Consider the following 18,514-nt stretch of genomic DNA (forward strand, 5'->3'; position numbering starts at 1 on the left):
AGCGACTGGTCGAAGCTCTGCATGCCGTACGCCACACTGCCTTCCTTGATCAGGTCGGGAATGTTGAGCGCAGCCGAGAGGTCGCGGATCTGGTCGCGGACCGCTTCGGTGTTGACCAGAATCTCACAGGCGGGAACACGACCCGGCTGATCGGCCCGTGGCACCAGGCGCAGCGAAATGACCGCCGCCAGGGCATTGGCGAGCGCGAACCGCACCTCGTTCTGCTGGTGCGGCGGATAGAACGACAGCATGCGATTGATCGTCAGCGTCGCATCGGTCGTGTGCAGCGTGGAAAACACGAGGTGGCCGGTGCCGGCCGCCTTGAGGGCCACTTCGAGCGTCTCGAGATCGCGAATTTCGCCGATCATGATGACGTCGGGATCCTGGCGCAGCACACGGCGCAGCGACTGCGAGAACGACGCCGTGTCAGTGCCGACTTCGCGCTGGTTGATGTGACAGCGCACGTCGCGATGCACGAACTCGATCGGATCTTCGATCGTGATGATATTCGCGCTGCGACGTTCGTTGATGTGCTGAATCATGGCGGCCAGCGCGGTACTCTTGCCGGAGCCAGTGACGCCCGTGACCAGCACCAGACCGCGAGGACGCATCGAGATCTGCTCCAGCACGGGCGGCAGATTCAGATCGCGTACGTTGGAGGCGGCGTGCGCGATGGCACGCATCGCGAACGCCACCGTGCCCTTCTGCTGGTAGACATTCACGCGAAAACGCCCGATCCCCGGGACGTTGATGGCGAAGTCGGATTCGCGCGCCTCGACAAATTCGCGCAGCTGCGCCGGCGGCAGCAGGTGCTCGGCGAGCGCCCGGAGTTCTTCCGGGCGCATCGCGGGCATGTCGAGTGGAACGAGGTCTCCGTGCAGGCGGAGCGTCGGAGGACGTCCCACCTTGAGGTGCAGGTCCGATGCCCCTTCGCGCACCATGCGCTGGAGGGCAGCCTTGAGATCGAGTCCCGAGGCGGGGGCCGCACCGTTGGCGCTGCTGCCGTTCATGCCAGGAGCAGCGCCGGAGACCATCGTCATGTCGTCATGTCTCAGCCGGTCGGATCGATGCGGAAGAGCACCTGGCCGTATTCGACCGGGTGGGCGTCGGTGACATTCACCTCACGCACCACACCGTCGAACTCGGATTCGAGCTCGTTCATGATCTTCATCGCTTCGATGATGCAGACGATCTGTCCCTTGCTGACGCGATCGCCCACCGAGATGTAGGGCTTCGCACCGGGCTCAGGCGCAGAGTAGTACGTGCCCACCATCGGCGACTTGATCTCGAGGGCCGCGGACTTCGGCGCCTCGGCCTTCGGCGCAGGAGTCCCCCCCTCCCCGTCAGGACGCGCCGCTGGCGCAGCAGGCAACACCGGAGCGGCAACGGCCACCGGCGCCGCAAGCGCGGCTGGAGCAACGGTCATGGCAGCGCGCTGTTGCGGGCTCTTCGAGATGCGGAGCTTCATCCCCTTGTCGGACGAAATCTCGATGGAATCCACCGTGGAGCCGTCGAGCATTTCGATCAGCTTCTTCACGTAGCGCAGGTCGATCATGGAGGGGGAGGCTGAAGAGAATCGGCGCCAGCACAGAGCCGGCGCGAGGTCAGTCGATTTCGAGCAGAGTCCGGGGGAAACTCGTCAAAACACGTCCCCCCGACTCCGTGATGAGCACATCGTCCTCGATTCTCACCCCGCCCCACCCGGGGCGATAGATCCCCGGTTCGATGGTCACGACCATCCCGGTGGCGAGGGGAGCTTCGACGGTGCGGGCCAGGCGCGGCGATTCGTGCACTTCCAGGCCGATGCCATGGCCCAGCGAATGACCGAACGCGTCACCAAACCCGCGGGCGTCAATGTACTCTCTCGCGACCGCATCTGCAGCCATCCCCGTCATTTCGGGCCGAACCGCACCCGAAGCGCGACGATTTGCTTCCAGCACGACCTCGTAGACCTCTTTTTGCTGTGCCGAGGCCCGTCCCAGTACCACGGTGCGCGTGATGTCGGAGCAATAGCCGCGCGACACCGCACCGAAGTCGATCAGCACAAAATCACCCGTTTCCAGCACGCGATCACTGGCCCGCGCGTGCGGAAGGGCCGATCGGGGCCCAGACGCCACGATGGAGGCAAACGGATAGGCTTCGCTCCCCGCTTCGCGCAGTTGCTGCTCGAGAATGCCCGCCACGCCGGTTTCCGTCAGCCCCGGCCGCAGCCTGGAGAGGGTGGTATCGAGGGCCTTCTGAGCCATCGCCACCGCCTCTTCGATGGCCGCAATCTCCCCCTCGTCCTTTCGCTCCCGCAGCACCTCCACGAGATCTTCCTGGGGCCGCCACTGCCAGCGGGAACCCTGGTCCAGCAGTCGGCTGAAGTCCCGATGGAGCATGTGTGCCGATTCAAAGCCAATGCGGTCGACGCCCGTCATGGCCTGCAAGACGCTCCACAGTCCGATCCAGAGGCTCGACGGCTCGATCCGCACGGTGGCCGCCATGCCCACCTCCTGCTCCACCTGCGTGGCGTATCGGAAGTCCGTGAGCAGGACGCACTCTTTCGCCGTGACGATGACGAGGGCGTTGCTGCCTGAGAATCCCGTGAGGTACTGGACGTTTGGCAACGCCGTGACCAGCAGCGCGTCGAGATCAACGCGCGCCAGTGCGTCGCGGAGGCCAGCCAGCCGCACCGCGCGATTGTCAGTCATCGGTTGTCCTGCGGAGAGGGAATCAGCCGCGCGCGGCGGGCTGCTGTCGCTGTTGGAGCGTGCGCACAAGGCCGCGCAACCCGAACTCGTAGCCATCCGCGCCGAGTCCACAAATCATGCCGATGGACGCACTGGCCAACATGGAATGCCGACGCTCGGGTTCGCGGGCATGGATGTTGGAAAGATGCACTTCGACAAACGGAATCGCCGTTGCACTGAAGGCATCGCGCAGGGCCAGACTGGTATGCGTGTACGCACCCGCATTCACCACCACGCCATCCACCACCCCGCGCCATTCGTGCAGGATGTCGATCAACGCCCCTTCGCTGTTTGACTGGGCTGTACGCAACTGCACCCCGAGAGCGCCCGCGACGCCCTCGAGGTGAGTCATGATGTCAGCCAGCGTGGCGGTGCCATAGATGGCCGGCTCGCGCGTGCCCAGCAGGTTGAGGTTGGGTCCGTTGAGTACGCCGATGATCACGCGTTGCCGAGTCCCTTGAGCCATGCGGAAAACTGCGCCAGATCGTCGGTCGCCGAGGGTGCCCCCGGTGCGGCCGTGCGGTCCGGTGTCCCGGTTTCCGATGTGGCCTGGTGCGAAGCCGGATCCGGGAAGAAGCGGTCGAAAGAAAACGCTTCCGACGTCGATTCGGTTGAAGCGACGCCTTGCGCCGGTGTACTCATCGCCACCGCGCCCAAGGCGGGGGTACCCATGGCTGGGGTCCCCATGGCGGGAGTTCCAACGGCCGGCGTGCGCATGGCAGATGTATAAGCGGGCGTTCCGCGGGCAGGTGTACCCGACGAACCGAAAAAGCTATCGGTGACGGCACCGCTCTCGACATGCTGGGGCGAGAACGCATCGGCCAGGGCCCGCGCTGCGGTATCGTCTGCACCGTCGGTGGCGGCACCAAACAGCGACGCCAGCCCCTCTTCCTCGACCGCCGGTATCGCCACAGAGGCCCGCGGTGTGCGTCGCGGTACCCGACGAGCGGCCAGGGCTGCGAATCGTTCACGTGCCGTGTACCGAGCCGCCTGCTGTACCAAGGCCTCCGCCTTGACGGGCTCCGGCGCCGGAGCGGTGACCTGCTCTCGCAACTCGGCGAGCCGGGACGACAGCACCGGGTCGTATGGACGGCGACGAACCAGCTCTTCATAGACGCTGATGGCGCGTTCAATGAATCCCTGCGTCACCAGCAACTCGCCCATGGTCTCCGTCACGAAGGCCGGTGAAGGCACTTCTTCAACTTCCGGCTCGAACCCTTCCTCGGCGACGACATCACCGGCGTCATAGTCGCCATATGTCTCAAACCCGAAGGAGGCCGGCGGCGCTTCTTCAGCCGCTTCGGTCATCTCTACGGCTTCGGGATGCACGTCGGAGAACGACGCTTCGCCGTCGTATGCATCGGCCGTGACATCGGCCACCGGCATGGCAAACACCGAGACCGCATCAGAATCGCCGGCGACGCGGGCGTCTTCGGCGATCGCGTCGGCAATGGCCTCGACTTCCTCAGTGGGTGTGACCGGCGAGGAGAGCCAAGGCAGATCCGCCTCGACATGACCCACAGCGTCCAACTCCACAGACTCCGTCATCACGTCGGACACAGCCGCCTCGGGCAGTGATGCAGCGACGGGTTCCATGGCCCACGGTTCGATCGCCTCATCATGCGGGTCGGCGGCTTCCGTGATGGATTCGAGCTCCACGGACACGTCGACGTCCTCTTCCTGAGCGTACGTGGCTTCAGCGTACGACAGTTCAGCTGCCGGCTCGTCGAAGTCCGGTGCCGGCACCGCCAGCTCGGATGCCACCGGCGTCAGGACGTGGGCCGCATCGGCCGTCCACACGACATCAGCCTCGTCGCTCTGCGTCATGGCAAGCGCCGACGGGAGCTCCTCGTCTGCGATATCCGGTTCTGGCTCGGGCAGCGAGTGCGCCACGGGATCGGAGCTTTCCCGACCAAAGGCATCGACGGCTTCAACCGGCACATCGACATAGGCCGGCGTGACACTGCGCGGCGTGGCCACGCGTGCGACGAGATCAGATGTATCCGGCCACGTCGGCGCGGCCAGGCCTTCTTCGAAGGACAGGTCGTCCATTCCTGCCGAAGCGTCGTCATCCGCCGCCGCAGCAGCGGACGTTTCGCCGGCGAACGCAAAGGGATCGCTGGCCTCCGTTATCTCCTCCGCCGTGTCCGCCACGTCCGATACAGCGGCAGCGGCGGGCGGCACAACGGGCGAGGCGCCGGACACCGTCGCCGCCACAAATGGCACCTCTTCAGAGACCGCAGAACGCAGCATGCCATCGCCGGCCACTTCCATCGCATCCAGGTCGAGCAGGTCATGCGACGGCTCGGGGATTACCGGAGCAACTGGTGTTGCCGGCGCGATCTGCGAAATGGAAGGAATGGGTGGCGTCCGAAGGCGCGCGTTCACTTCATCGAAGTCGACCGCCCGCATGACGGAATCGGGCGTTGGCACCACCACACCGATGACCGGCACCGGGACGGATGGCGTGAACGACACGGGCCGCAGATCCGGCGCCGGGGCCTGCACCACCGGCATGGCCACGCCCGGCATGGGAATGGCCCGCATGGGATGCGCCGGTGTCGCAAGCGACGCGATATGCGCTGCGATGTCGTCGTTGCGGGGATCGGCATCCAGCACGCGCTCGTACCAGCGACGGGCGGCCATGGGATCACCCTGCCGGCGCGCGATGTCACCGAGATGGCGCAGCGCGATCAGGTTCTCGGGGTCGAGCGCCAGCGCCTGCTCGAACACCGAGCGCGCCTCGTCGAGCGCCTCCCCTTCGTAGAGCGCCTGCCCATAGACGATATACCCGCTCATGTGCCCCGGTTGTTTGGGCAGATGTTCGCGACAGAGCGCGATCGCCTGTGTCAGGTCGCCGGCTTTGCGGAGTTCATTCGCGAGCGGCGCGAAGTAACGGCGCGGGTTCTCGTCGAACTTCTTCCGAAGCTCCTCGATCCGGGCGGCTGTGCTCATGCGTGCGGTACCCTCTGGTGGTGTCCCCGGCCGACATGCGCTGTGCATCCAGCGGCGTTCCGGTGGGCCTGAGGCCCTGCGGGAGCGGACGCTGAATTAGTTGCCATGGTCGGTCAGGTTGTCAATCGTGGAGAAAATCACGGGAAGTCGTGGCGTGTCTTGCCTTTAGCCGTTCTGGACCGCTAGGTTTCCGGACTCTTTCCGGCACACGCCCTTCTTCGGGGAGGTGCGTGTGCCTTTCCGTATCTGCCCGTTCTTCTGAGTCAAGGAGTCTCGCCCCGTGCTGCAATCGATGCGGAGCGCCGCGAAGTACATCTGGATTTTCATCATCGTGGCGTTTGTCGGCAGCTTCCTGCTGTATGAGACCTCCGGACTCGCCGGTCGTGCTCCAGTGACGACGACCACGTCCATCGCCACCGTTAACGGGGAGGAAGTACTCCTCACAACGTGGCAGAACGCGGTCACCGCGCTCGAACAGCAACAGCAGCAGCAGTCGGGGCGTGGCGTCACGCTCGATGAGCGGCAGCAGTTGGAAGATCGGGCGTTCGATGAGATCGTGACGGAAATGCTCCTGCAACAGGAGTACAAGCGTCGCGGTATCACGGTTACTGACGAAGAAGTCGTTCAGGCGGCACGCATGTCTCCGCCGCCCCAGGCCACGACGTCGCCCGACCTGCAGACGGACGGCAAGTTCGACATGCAGAAGTACCTGCGTCTGATCTCCAGCCCCATGGCGCGTCAGTCCGGCATGCTCGCTGGCCTCGAAGCGTTCTATCGCAACGAGATCCCGAAACAGAAGCTGTTCGATCAGGTGGCGAGCAGCGCGTACGTCTCGGATGAGCGTCTGTGGCAGGTCTACAGCGATCGGCATGACAGCGCCACCGTGAGCTTTGTTGTCCTGCGCACGGATGCGCTCACCGATACGTCGGTGACCGTCACCGACGCCGAGATCTCGCAGTTCTACGACCGCAACAAGAAGCGCTACGAGCGCCCGGGTCGCGCCATTGTTTCGCTGCTCACCGTGCCACGCACGGTCACTGCGGCTGACTCGGCCGCTGCGCGCACGCGTATCGATCAGCTGCGTGCCGAGATTGTCGGTGGTGCGAAGTTCGAAGACGTGGCCAAGCGCGAATCGACAGACTCGATCTCTGGCGCGCAGGGCGGCGCCCTCGGCAAGGGCGGTCGCAACCGTTTCACGCCGAAGTTCGAGGAAGCTGCTTACGCGCTCAAGGTTGGTGAGCTTTCGCAGCCTGTGCTCACGCCGTTCGGCTGGCACCTCATCCGCGTCGATGACCGCAAGGGCGATACGCTCGACCTGCGTCATATCCTGGTCGTCGTCGGACAGACGGATTCGAGCGCCACGCGCACGGACCGCCGCGCCGACTCGCTGGCCAATCTTGGTGCAAGCCAGGAAGACGCCAAGAAGTTCGATGACGCTGCCAAGACGCTCGGCCTGACGGCCGCGCAGGTCGTGGTGGTGGAGAAGGAACCCCTGTCATTTGCTGGCCGCTACGTACCGAGCGTCAGTGCATGGGCCTTCTCGGGTGTGCGTTCTGGCGAGTCCAGCGATCTGTTCGATTCACCGGAAGCGTACTACATCGCCCGCCTCGACTCGATCACCAAGGGTGGACAGCAGTCACTGGCTGAAGTGAAGGACGATATCCGCCGCCGCCTGACGCGTGACAAGCGCATCGACAAGCTGGCCCCTGCTGGAGAAGCGCTGGTGGCGGCAGCACGCGCCGGCACGCTGGAGTCGGCAGCCGCGGCCAAGGGGCTCACGGTTGAGAAGTCCAACAGCTTCAGCCGCGTCGATGCTGTCCCCGGCCTTGGCCAGTTCACGCAGGCTGTTGGTGGGGCGTTTGCGGTGGCGGCAGGACAGGTCGGTGGACCGTTCCGCTCTCTCGATGGCATGGTCGTGCTCCGCGTGGACGCGCGTACCAACGCCAGCAAGGAAGCCTTTGAAGCCGAAAAGGCGAACCAGCGCGCGCAGCTGCTGCAGCAGATGCGTCAGCAGCGCATCGACGAGTTCCTTGGAAACCTGCGCCAGCACACCAAGATCGACGACCGCCGCACGGAAGTGATGTCGCAGCTCCGCCGTCAGTCGGGTACCTGATTCATCGTGAGCGCGGCGCGCAGGCGCCGCGCTCACAGCAGGACCAATCAGAACGTCAGCAAAACCAAGAAGCCCCCGCGGTCACCGACCGGCGGGGGCTTCTTCGTGTGTGGCGAAAGCGTCAGTTGAGCAGGCGCTTGGGCTCTGGACGATCTTCTTCTGCCGCATCCTGCTGGGCCGGCTGACCCTGCGCGATACGCTGCTCGTTGCGCGGCTGCTCGGTGATCTGCTTCTGCGCGTCACTGAGGTTGCGCTTGAATTCGTTGATGCCCTTGCCGAGGGATCCAGCGATCTCAGGGATGCGCTTGGCTCCGAAGAGGAGCAGCACGATCACGAGAATGATCAGGATCTCGCCGAAGCCGAAATTTCCGAAGTTCATGGGGGGAAGCTCCTAGAAGAGGGACCGCGCGATGAGGTAGGCGATCAATACTCCCAGAAGGCTCAAGAGCGAGACATCCAGGGCGACAGGTCCAACCGCAAACTTCAATATAATCAGGTCGATCGGTAGAGGGCCCACTGCCGGCGTGACGCCGGTCGTCAGGAACTCCTTCACCGCACCCGGCGGCAGGAAACGTCGCGCTACCTGTGTAAGGAGCCCCCCGGCCACGAAGCCGGACGCGAGCACCAATACATGAAACAGCGGACGATGCTTGGAAGGTCCACGAACGGCCATTACCAGCGACGCTCCACAACGTAGGCGATGGAATCCAGCAGGGCGGCCTTCGCCGGCCCTTCGGGGAGCTCAGCGAGCGCCTCTTCGGCTTCCCGTGAGAACTGATCAGCGCGCTGGCGGGCGTACTCCAGCCCCCCATGATCCCGCACAATGCCCACCACCTCGGCAATTGCCTCGTCCTCGGGTTCCGGAGAGGCGAAGAGCGCTTCGACCCGGGTCCGCGCCGAAGACGGCATCTCACGCAGTGCGGCGATGAGCGGCAGGGTGACCTTGTGCTCCTTGAGGTCGAGACCGCTCGGTTTTCCGGTCATCTCCTGCTGCTCGGTGTAGTCGAGGAGATCGTCCGCGACCTGGAATGCCATCCCCAGCCGCTCACCAAAACGCGTGACGGCCTCGCGGTAGCGCGGGGCACCGGACAGTGCACCGACATCACAGGCCGCCATGAACAGCGTGGCGGTTTTGGCACGAATCAGCGTCTCGTAGTCCGATTCGCTGAACGCCAACGCGTCGTACGCGCTGAGTTGCCGAATCTCGCCGAGTGTCATCTCGTTCGAGGCGTTCGTGATGGAGCGCATCGCTTCGAGATCGCCAATGGTCACGAGCTCACGCAGTGCCCGCAGGTACAGGAAGTCGCCCATGATCACCGACACCTGGTGACTGAAGAGCGAATTCACAGTGGGCATGCCACGACGCAGGACCGAGTGGTCCACCGCGTCATCGTGCACGAGCGTCGCGAGATGCATCAGCTCGACGACGGCGGCGAAGGTGATGGCACGCTTCGGAGAGCGGCCTTCGATGGAACTGGACAGCAGGAGCAATGTGGGGCGGAAGAGTTTCCCCTTCATCCCCATCAGATGATCCTGCACCTCGCGCACGAGCGGCACATCGGCGGCGACGATACGCCAGAGTTCTCCCGAAACCTGGGAGAGTTCTGCCTGTACCGGAGCCTGGATGTCACGTAACGCTGCCGCCAGCGCGGACGGAGTCCGCGTGGAGAGCGTCATCGTGTGGCGTGGTCGAGTGCCGCCAATCGGGCGGCGACGTCGCGGAAGTTGATGTCGGTCGCGTACACGCGCTGAAAATAACTACGGGCCTCGTCTCTTCGCTGCAGTGCCTCGCAAGAATGTGCGAGGAGATACAGCACGCCGACACGCTGGTCATCGTCGAGTCCCGGCTCGTGCAACGCCCGGGACAGGACGGTGGCTGCGATCTGGTGTCGGCCCTGCTCCACGAAACATTGCCCCAAAGCCTCGTACGCCGGTAGTCGGTGCGCACGGCTTCTCAGCGCCTTCTGGAACTCCGCGATGGCGTCGTCCAGAAGTCCCATCTCCTTGTACGCAACGCCCAGGTCGTAGTGCCCTTCAAAATCGTTCTCGCCCAGTGACCGCGAGACGCCATCCTTGAAGTGCTGGAGGAGGGCGTTGAAATCGGCCTGTTCATCCCCGCTGATGGCTGGCTCACGCATGCGCATACGGGTGGATGCAGGCTGGTCGTCGTCCCGCAGCCAATCCGCGAGGTCCACGAACTGGTCGTCGGGACGCGGCGGGGGCGGTGGTGGGGGAGCTGCCGCACCGAGCGCCGCACGGGCTCGCTCATCGTAGGGATCGAGTTCCAGCACCCGGGCATAGACGGCCCGTGCCCGCCCCTCTTCGCCCATCCGCACGAGCGCATCGGCGAGGTCGAGGTACGTGAGCTGCAACCGATCCTGATTCTGGAGCCGAACGGCCAGCTCGACGCGCTTCTGGTGATACGGCACACGATCAGGAGCCACCTGCACCAATTCATCCGCAATCTCGGCGGCCGACTGGTACTCGCCCTCGTTGAGCAGCCCCTGCTGGGCCGTCTCCAGCTCGTGCAGGGCGGCATCGCGCTCACCGGCCTCAAACAGCGACTCCGCGAGGCGGCGCCGCAGCAACCAGTTCTGCGGCAGGCGTGCGACGGCCGCCCTGAGCGCATCCCGGCGTGACGTCGCGACAACCACGGCCTCCGCAGCCACAGCGGCCGTTGGGAGGGATGGTGTGGCGTAGGCCACGCCCGAGTGCGGAGGTGTGTCAGCAACGTCGCCAGTAACGTCGTCCGCGTGGGTCGCATCATCCGGCGTGACAGACGGTTGGGCGTCCTCCGCGACCGTCAGCGCGGTCACAGAGTCCGGCTGAGGTTCGACTTCTGACGCCGACGCAGCAGTGAGGTCCAGCGCCATCGCGTCGTGCGGGGCCACAGGCGCCTCGTCAGACGACGGGACCGCCGGCGGGAGGACCTCTGGCCCACCGCCAATTTCGACAGCGTCAAGGTCCAGCAACGCGTCCGGCTCGGCGAGTATTGGCGCGTCGGGCGCTGGCACTTCGGCCGTCACTGCAAGCGACGTGTTCGCGTCGACCGTCACCAGCTCCACGTCCAACAAAGACGATGCCGCTTCGTTGCCAGACTCCGGCGCATCGAGATCGAGGAGTTCGGCCTCGGCCGCGATATCCTCGATGACGTCGTCGTGGGCACTGGCCATTTCGACAGGCGCCTGCTCCACCACCGGTTCGGCAGGTGCCGCAATACTCACCACGCCGACGGCCGGCGTCGCGAGTGCCACCCGAAGTCCACGATCCACCAGGGCGTCTGCGAGGAGCAACGGCGGGAGCTCGCCCGACTGCACAAAATCGTGCGGATCGATGCGATACGAAGCCCGTGGCAGCACCGGCTCCGGTGTGGAGGCAGGCACATGGGTCGGAGCCGCGATTTCAGTACCGACATCAGCGTAGGCTTGGGCCACTTCCGCCTCTGCCTCAGCCTCTGCCGCCTCGGCCTGCGCGACCAACTCCTCGCCCGCTGCGATGGCCGCATCGAGCTCAGGAACCGCGGTCACATCGAGCGGCTCCACATACCCGAGCTCTCCGGACTCCTCGGCCTGCTGCACCTCGAAGTCGAACGAGGAAGCATCGAGCCCCTCGATGCGCAGCGAATCGCCCAGCGAATCACCTAGCGATGCCGCCTCATCGAGGTGGTCGATCATGGGCAGATCGAACGCCTCCAGCTCGAACGCCGGGGCATCCAACGGCTCGATGTCGAGGAAATCAAGCTCCATCGGCTCGACTTCCACGGTCTCGCTGGAAACATCGGGTTCGGGTACCGCAGGCACCGCCAACGGCGTCTCAGACAGGATCACCGACTGCACGGCACTCTCGCCGAGTGGATCGGTGATGTCTTCGATCAACACGTCGTCGAGCGGCGCCACGGAATCACCCACATCGGGCGGCACCAGCCAGGTCACATCGGTGGGGGGCGCGACGGGTTCCACCACCGTCCCGTCATCGACTTCGCTATCGGAACTGAACCCCTCCAGCAACTCGGCATCGGCCCCCAGCGCACCAGGTAGCGCCTCGAGCCCATCCACGGCTTCCACAGGCACGGTGCTGATCTCGGGCGGACGCACCACTGACGGTTCAGGAGCGACATCAATCACGTCCGCCACATCGGCGGCGCCGCCCAGTTCACCGGGTGCATCGACCAATCCCTCGACGCGTTCGGACACATCGAGGAATGGCAGCGCCTGCAGGCCCGCAGAGGGACTGAGGGCCTTCTCGCCGGCTCCCGGTGTCGGCACAGATGGCGCATGACGCGGCGTCGGCACGCGTCGTGTACCGACGGGCGTGCGGGAACGCGGGTCGCCGTAGTCGACGTCGAGGAAGATCAAGTCACTCTTCCGCTCCTCGCGAACGGGACGCTGCCCCTGCGCGTCGGCCGGTGCCGGCACGGCTTCGGCGGCGCGGATGGGTGTGCGTCGCCGTGGCAACACGATGCCGGCCCGCGCCGCGTGTTCCTCGACCAGCGCCTGCACTTCGGTGAGCTCGGGCATGAGGTCCGCCACCTCAGCCAACGCCCGCATCCCCTCGTCCACGCGGCCTTCCTGCTGCATGCGCGTGGCATATTCGAGGAAATTGCGAGTCGCATCACCACGCAGCCCCTTCTTGGCGCAGATCCGTCCCAACGTGAAGTACACGTTGGCGCGACCGGGAGCATTGCGCAGAATCTTGTTGCAGAGCGCGATCGCGTTGTTGAACAGGCCGGAGGTCGCGTAGTGCTCGACGGCGCGTTCGTAGTACGTAATGGCATCGGGCACACGGCCCTGACGCAGTGCGAGATCGCCCACCTTGTTGAACAAGGCGACATCGATCTCCTCGCCGGCCGCCTCGCTCTCCTCGATCGCCTTGACGTACGAGGCAATCGCACGGTCGATCTGCTTGAGCTGCTCGAACTCGGCCGCTTTCTTCCTGTGCTTCGCGGCGTTGGACATGCGGTCGAGTCGGGCTCCCGGAGACGAAAGTAGCGCCCTATCGGCGGGCGCTGGCTAACAGCGACGCAGAATCCCGTGCCGAGGTATCACCGGCATCACACGACGCGTGTGACTGTTACACCACCGGCACGATCTGCGGTCATCTGCCGAGTCACGGATCTTACGAATCAGCGCATAGGGTGACAAGCGCGACCGCGAGACCATGACCCAACACAGAGACGCTCGCCGAACCAGTAAGGCAACGCCCGGAAATCCTCCACCGCATGAATGGCGAGGTCGGCGCGGAAGCCTGGAGTGAGCTGCCCGGTGACGCCAGCAAGCCCAAGTGCCGCAGCGCCATTGACGGTGGCCGCGATCCAGGCTTCGCTGGCGGAAAGGCGCAGTTCGCTCACGGCCAGCGTCATCACCAGCGGGAACGCCGTGAGTGGTGATGTGCCCGGGTTGAGATCCGTGGCCAGCGCAACGGCCGCGCCAGCCTCGATGAGCTTGCGGGCCGGTGCCTGCCTTCCGGTACCGAGAAAAAGCATGGTGCCGGGAAGCACCGTGGCCACGGTGTCACTCGCCGCCAGTGCGGCAATGCCTTCAGGAGAGATGGCGGCGAGGTGGTCGGCACTGATGGCGCCCAGTTCTGCCGCCAGCGCGGCTGCACCGCCGTCGTGCAGTTCGTCGGCATGCAGCTTGGCGCGAAGTCCGAGGCGTTGTCCTTCCCGCAACAGCGCACGTGCTTCGTCGACGGTGAAGACGCCTGGCTCGCAAAAGATGTCGGCAAACTGGGCCAGCGACTCGGCGGCCACCTGCGGGAACAGATCGTTGGCCAGCAGCGCGAGCCACTCCTGACGCCCACCGTCGCGATCGCGGAACTCCATCGGCACTTCGTGCGCACCGAGGCATGTGGCCACGATATCCATGGGCTGCGAGTGCGCGAGCTCGCGAATCACGCGCAACGTGCGCAGCTCATCGGCGACGGTGAGTCCGTAACCGGACTTGATCTCCACCGTGGTGACGCCGCCCGCTGCGAGTCGGGCCAGACGTGGCACCGCCAGCGCGAAGAGTTCTTCGTTGCTGCGCGCACGCAGGTCGCGCACCGAACTGTGAATACCTCCACCGCGTCGTGCGATCTCGAGATACGGCACGCCCGTCGCACGCAGTTCGTGTTCGGCATAACGCGCCGCGCCGAATACCGTGTGGGTATGAGAATCGACAAAGCCCGGTGCCAGCAGCCCCCGCTGACAATCCACTTCGGCGGCGCTGGGATACGTGCTGCGCAACACGTCATCCGTGTCGACCATGACGATCTGCTCGCCCTGCACCGCCACGCCCAGTCCCTCGCGTACGCCGGCATCGCCCATCTCGGCACCACGCCTGGCCCGCGCCGGACCCGTGGCGGTCAACGTTTGGGCGGCATTCACGAACAGGGTGGTCGGTGCACCACCCGACGAGGCGTGATCAGAACTCATGCAACGGGCTCAGTGGAATCGGGAACGACGGTGGCCATCACATCGCGCACGCGCGACATGAGCCGCAGCGGAGCCTGCGCTTCACCACGGCAGGCATAGAAACACGCATTGCAGTCGATCGGTTCGTAGCCCTTGTACGACTGCCACGGGCCATCCGGTTTGAAGTCCGGGCATCGCCGCACCTGACCGTGCGGATCGATGTGAATGGTGGTGCTCCCACTCTGACACGGCTCGCTCATCTCCCCACGCACATAGCGCGGAATCTGCTCGAGATAGTAGTCCGAGTTGGTGATCACGCCGCGACGCCGGCGCTTGTAGGCGAGCAGCTGGTCCACCACGTGCTGCACGGCGGCCGGATCGATGTCCTGCAGCTGATGTTCGGTGTTGCCGTTCTTGAGCGCCGTATACACCGAGAAGTTCACGCCGCCACCGAGTGACGCGGCGCGTTCGACGATCGGCAGAATCTGGTCGAGATTGTCGTTCTTGATGACGGTGTTGAACCGCACCCCGCCAATGCCCGCCGCACGCATGCGAGGCACGAGATCCAGAATCTTCGCGGTCAATCCCGGAATGCCGCGCGCCACATCATGACGGCCATCGAGATAGTCGAGCGAGATGTTGAACTGGTCCACGCCGGCGTCCCACAGCGACTGCGCACGCTCGAGCGAGAGCATCGCGCCGTGCGTGATGAGCTGGACGTACGTGAACCGCACAGCTTCCCGCACCGATCGCACGATGTCCTCGAGGTCGCGCCGGAGCGTGGGTTCGCCACCGGTAAACGTGACGAGCATCGGAGAGAAATGGCGCGCGATATCGGCAAAGCTCTTGAGTTCCGTCGCCTTCTCGGATGCCGGGGTCTTCCAGTAGTCGCAGAAGCCACAGCGCGCGTTGCAACGCATGGTGACCTCGAAATTGAGCAACACCGGACGACGCCGTGCCCGCAACCACGCGTACTTGGACAGAAAGATCGGCACATGCCACGGCCGATACCGACTCGACAGCATCAACCGGTCCGCATGGGAAGCTTGATGCCCTCGCGGGCGGCCGTGTCGATGGCAATGTCGTAACCGGCGTCGGCGTGGCGAGCCACACCAATGCCGGGATCGTTGGTGAGCACACGCTCGAGGCGACGACGCATCCGCTCACTGCCATCGGCGACGATCACCTGTCCTGCGTGAAGAGAGTTGCCGATACCGACACCGCCGCCATGATGGAATGACACCCAGCTCGATCCACTGGCCACGTTGAGCAACGCGTTCAGGATGGCCCAATCTGCAATGGCATCGCTGCCATCCTTCATCGCCTCGGTCTCACGGAACGGCGACGCGACGCTGCCCGTGTCGAGATGGTCGCGGCCAATCACAATGGGCGCCGACACTTCACCGCGAGCCACGAGATCGTTCAGTGCGAGGGCGAACCGCGCCCGGTCACCCTGCCCCAACCAACAGATGCGCGCCGGCAGCCCCTGAAATGCAATGCGTTCACGGGCCAACGTGATCCACCGCTTGAGCTGCACATCGTGCGGGAAGAGTTCGAGCACGAGTTCATCCGTGCGCGCGATATCCGCGGGATCGCCAGAGAGCGCCACCCAGCGGAACGGGCCCTTGCCTTCGCAGAACAACGGACGGATGTACTCCGGCACAAATCCGGGGATACGGAACGCGTCATCCACTCCGGCATCAAAGGCCACAGTGCGGATGTTGTTGCCATAGTCGAACGCAATCGCGCCACGATCCTGCATGGTACGCATCGCGCGCACGTGTTCCACCACGCTCGCGGTTGCACGCGCGACATACACCGACGGATCAGACGCCCGCAGCGCCGCCGCCTCGGCCAGCGTCATGCCCTGCGGCAGGTAGCCCACCAGCATGTCGTGTGCGCTGGTCTGATCGGTGACGACATCGGGCGTGATGCCGCGTCGCACCAACTCCGGCAACACATCGGCGGCATTGCCGAGGAGCGCTACCGAAAGACCCACGCGCTGTGCCTGGGCGTCGCGCAACCAGGCCAGCGCTTCATCCAGCGACGTCGTCTCACGGTCGCAATACCTGGTCTCGATGCGCTTGGCGATGCGGGTGGGATCGATTTCCACGCCGAGTACGGCCGCGCCGTGCATGGCTGCAGCCAACGGCTGCGCACCACCCATGCCACCCAAGCCGGCCGTCACCACCAGCCGCCCTTCGAGGGTGCCACCAAAATGCTTGGCCGCCACCGCACCGAAGGTCTCATAGGTGCCCTGCACAATGCCCTGGCTACCGATGTAGATCCACGAACCGGCCGTCATCTGGCCGTACATAGTGAGGCCCAACTTCTCGAGACGCCGGAACTCATCCCATGTGGCCCAGCGGCCCACGAGGTTGGAGTTGGCAATCAGCACGCGCGGGGCATCGGCATGTGTGCGGAAGACTGCGGCCGGCTTGCCACTTTGCACCAGCAACGTCTCGTCGTCACCCAGCGTTTCGAGGGTGCGCACAATGGCATCGAACGCGTCCCATGAGCGTGCGGCGCGGCCGGTGCCACCGTATACCACCAGATCATCCGGACGCTCCGCCACTTCTGCGTCGAGATTGTTCATCAGCATGCGCAGGGCCGCTTCCTGCTCCCAGCCGCGGCAACGCAGCGTGTTGCCACGCGGTGCGCGAACAGGACGGGGACCGCTGTGTGACTGCGCTGGAGACACCGACTGGCTCATATCATCACCGAGCTGGTGAGTTCATCGAAGACGCCCGCCGCCAAGGCGTTGGCGAGACGAGTGATGTCGGGGCCGGGTGGACGATCGCCATCCGACTTCGCGACGTACTGACGGACAATGGCATGCGCTGCCTCCACCGGTGCGCTGCTGCGCAATGGACGGCGATGCTCGAGACCTTCTGCGGCACAGATCAACTCGATGGCCAGCACGTGCCGCAGATTGCGCACCGAACGGCGCAGGCGCGTGGCCGCACCCATCGCCATGGGCACCACGTCTTCCTTGTTGCCGTCGGTGGGAATGGAGTCGACGCTGTGTGGGTGGGCGAGCGCCTTGCACTCGCTGGCCAGTGCGGCAGCGCTCACCTGCGTCATCATGTGTCCCGACTCGAGACCGGGCGACGCGGCCAGAAACGGCGGCAATCCCTGATTGAAATCGGGGTGTACGAGACGATCGGTCCGACGTTCGCTGATCACCGCCAGGTTCGCGCAGATGATGGCGAGAAAGTCGCTCGTCATGCCCACGGCCTGTCCGTGGAAGTTGCCACCACTCAGCAACTCGCCGGACTGCAACACCAGCGGGTTGTCGGTCGCCGCGTTCAGCTCGCGTTCGATGATGCCCCGTGCGAATCGCAGCGTGTCGAGCGCCGGCCCATGGACCTGCGGCACGCAACGCAACGCATAGGCATCCTGCACACGCGGGTCGCCATGACGATGTGATTCGCGCAGTTCACTCGGCAGCAACAACGCCCGCAGCAACGCCGCGGACTCGCTCTGCCCGACCTGTCCGCGCGCATCCTGAATGCGCACATCGAACGCGTCGGGGGTACCCAGCAGCGCTTCGAGACTCATGGCCGTCGCCACATGCGCCGCGCGCCAGAGCGAAGTGAGTTCAGCGGCCGCGAGAGAGGCCACGGCCGTATGGGCCTGTGTGCCGTTGATGAGTGCGAGACCTTCCTTGGCCTCCAGCACCACGGGCTCGAGGCCCACCGACTGCAGCAGTTCCGCTGACGGCCCTTCCCGATCGCCGAGTCTTGCGGGGCCTTCGCCGATGAGCGCGAGAGCCAGGTGCGCGAGCGGTGCGAGATCGCCGCTGGCGCCCACGCTGCCCTGCTCAGGCACCACGGCCCAGACACCGGCGTTCAGCATGTCGAGCAGGCGCTCCACCACCGAAGCCCGGGCGCCGGCATACCCGGTAGCCAACACGTTCGCGCGCAGCAGCATCATGGCACGCACTTCGCGCTCGGGCAGGGGATCGCCGATCCCTGCGGCGTGGCTGCGCACCAGATTGCGCTGGAGCGCAGCCAACTGCCGCGTAGCGATGGTGACTTCGGACAGCTTCCCGAAGCCGGTGTTGATCCCGTAGACCGGTTCCCCGCGATCGACGGCCGTCTGCACGACATGACGCGTGGCATCCATGCGAGTCCGTGCATCGGGCGCCAGAGCCACCGGCATCCGGCCATCCGCGACCGCCAGCACATCGGCGATGCGCAGGGAACGTCCATCGAGTTGCAGCACCAGGTACTCCTGACAATCAGGGGGCGGGAACATCAAGGACGTCGCATGGGGACGTCCGGCAGGCGAGCGGTCGCCGTAGCGACCGACTCACCGAAA

Annotated in this window: 14 protein-coding genes; 1 reads left to right on the forward strand and 13 read right to left on the reverse strand. The window is 65.1% G+C overall.

Going from position 1 to position 18,514, the window contains the following annotated elements; translation table 11 throughout:
- The 5 genes from VGE27_RS18795 to VGE27_RS18815 form a co-directional block, all read right to left on the reverse strand.
- Nucleotides 1-1,040: PilT/PilU family type 4a pilus ATPase (locus tag VGE27_RS18795; protein ID WP_331051211.1), on the reverse strand; the 1,040-nt coding region annotated here is incomplete at its 3' end.
- 11 nt (nt 1,041-1,051) lie between these two features.
- On the reverse strand, nt 1,052-1,555 hold the full coding sequence (gene accB, locus VGE27_RS18800) for an acetyl-CoA carboxylase biotin carboxyl carrier protein (RefSeq protein ID WP_331051212.1): 504 nt from the start codon (nt 1,553-1,555) through the stop codon (nt 1,052-1,054).
- Nucleotides 1,556-1,604: 49 nt separating this feature from the next.
- Entirely contained in the window at nt 1,605-2,693 is a 1,089-nt protein-coding gene (locus tag VGE27_RS18805) for a Xaa-Pro peptidase family protein (RefSeq protein ID WP_331051213.1), read from the reverse strand.
- Between the two features lie 22 nt (nt 2,694-2,715).
- A complete protein-coding gene (gene aroQ / locus VGE27_RS18810; RefSeq protein ID WP_331051214.1) occupies nt 2,716-3,198 on the reverse strand; it encodes a type II 3-dehydroquinate dehydratase in 483 nt (160 codons plus the stop codon).
- Complete coding sequence (locus VGE27_RS18815; protein ID WP_331051215.1) at nt 3,171-5,687, reverse strand: tetratricopeptide repeat protein; 2,517 nt, start codon at nt 5,685-5,687, stop codon at nt 3,171-3,173. Before VGE27_RS18815 ends, aroQ begins: the two co-directional genes overlap by 28 nt.
- A gap of 280 nt (nt 5,688-5,967) precedes the next feature.
- On the opposite strand from VGE27_RS18815, the gene VGE27_RS18820 reads away from it, so the two are divergent.
- Nucleotides 5,968-7,800, forward strand: coding sequence for a peptidylprolyl isomerase (locus VGE27_RS18820; protein ID WP_331051216.1), 1,833 nt, complete (start codon nt 5,968-5,970; stop codon nt 7,798-7,800).
- 121 nt (nt 7,801-7,921) lie between these two features.
- Here the strand turns inward: VGE27_RS18820 and tatA are convergent, their stop codons facing one another.
- From tatA to hutH, 8 genes are all read right to left on the reverse strand, one after another.
- Nucleotides 7,922-8,179, reverse strand: coding sequence for a twin-arginine translocase TatA/TatE family subunit (gene tatA, locus VGE27_RS18825; RefSeq protein WP_331051217.1), 258 nt, complete (start codon nt 8,177-8,179; stop codon nt 7,922-7,924).
- Between the two features lie 12 nt (nt 8,180-8,191).
- Nucleotides 8,192-8,473, reverse strand: a complete 282-nt coding sequence (locus VGE27_RS19590; RefSeq protein WP_012683420.1) for a DUF4321 domain-containing protein — start codon at nt 8,471-8,473, stop codon at nt 8,192-8,194.
- The gene (locus tag VGE27_RS18830) at nt 8,473-9,477 is read right to left on the reverse strand and encodes a polyprenyl synthetase family protein (protein WP_331051218.1); all 1,005 of its coding nucleotides are present in this window, start codon (nt 9,475-9,477) and stop codon (nt 8,473-8,475) included. The genes VGE27_RS19590 and VGE27_RS18830 overlap by 1 nt, the downstream gene beginning before the upstream one ends.
- Nucleotides 9,474-12,755 carry a tetratricopeptide repeat protein gene (locus VGE27_RS18835; protein WP_331051219.1) on the reverse strand — a complete coding sequence of 1,094 codons (3,282 nt, stop codon included), beginning with the start codon at nt 12,753-12,755 and terminating at the stop codon, nt 9,474-9,476. Before VGE27_RS18835 ends, VGE27_RS18830 begins: the two co-directional genes overlap by 4 nt.
- A gap of 167 nt (nt 12,756-12,922) precedes the next feature.
- Complete coding sequence (hutI, locus tag VGE27_RS18840) at nt 12,923-14,212, reverse strand: imidazolonepropionase (protein WP_331051220.1); 1,290 nt, start codon at nt 14,210-14,212, stop codon at nt 12,923-12,925.
- Nucleotides 14,209-15,216, reverse strand: coding sequence for a radical SAM protein (locus VGE27_RS18845; protein ID WP_331051221.1), 1,008 nt, complete (start codon nt 15,214-15,216; stop codon nt 14,209-14,211). Before VGE27_RS18845 ends, hutI begins: the two co-directional genes overlap by 4 nt.
- A complete protein-coding gene (gene hutU, locus VGE27_RS18850; RefSeq protein WP_331051222.1) occupies nt 15,216-16,904 on the reverse strand; it encodes a urocanate hydratase in 1,689 nt (562 codons plus the stop codon). The genes VGE27_RS18845 and hutU overlap by 1 nt, the downstream gene beginning before the upstream one ends.
- Complete coding sequence (gene hutH / locus VGE27_RS18855; RefSeq protein WP_331051223.1) at nt 16,901-18,451, reverse strand: histidine ammonia-lyase; 1,551 nt, start codon at nt 18,449-18,451, stop codon at nt 16,901-16,903. The genes hutU and hutH overlap by 4 nt, the downstream gene beginning before the upstream one ends.
- Nucleotides 18,452-18,514 lie beyond the last annotated feature (63 nt).

This window comes from Gemmatimonas sp., from assembly GCF_036405635.1.
Taxonomy (GTDB): Bacteria; Gemmatimonadota; Gemmatimonadetes; order Gemmatimonadales; family Gemmatimonadaceae; genus Gemmatimonas.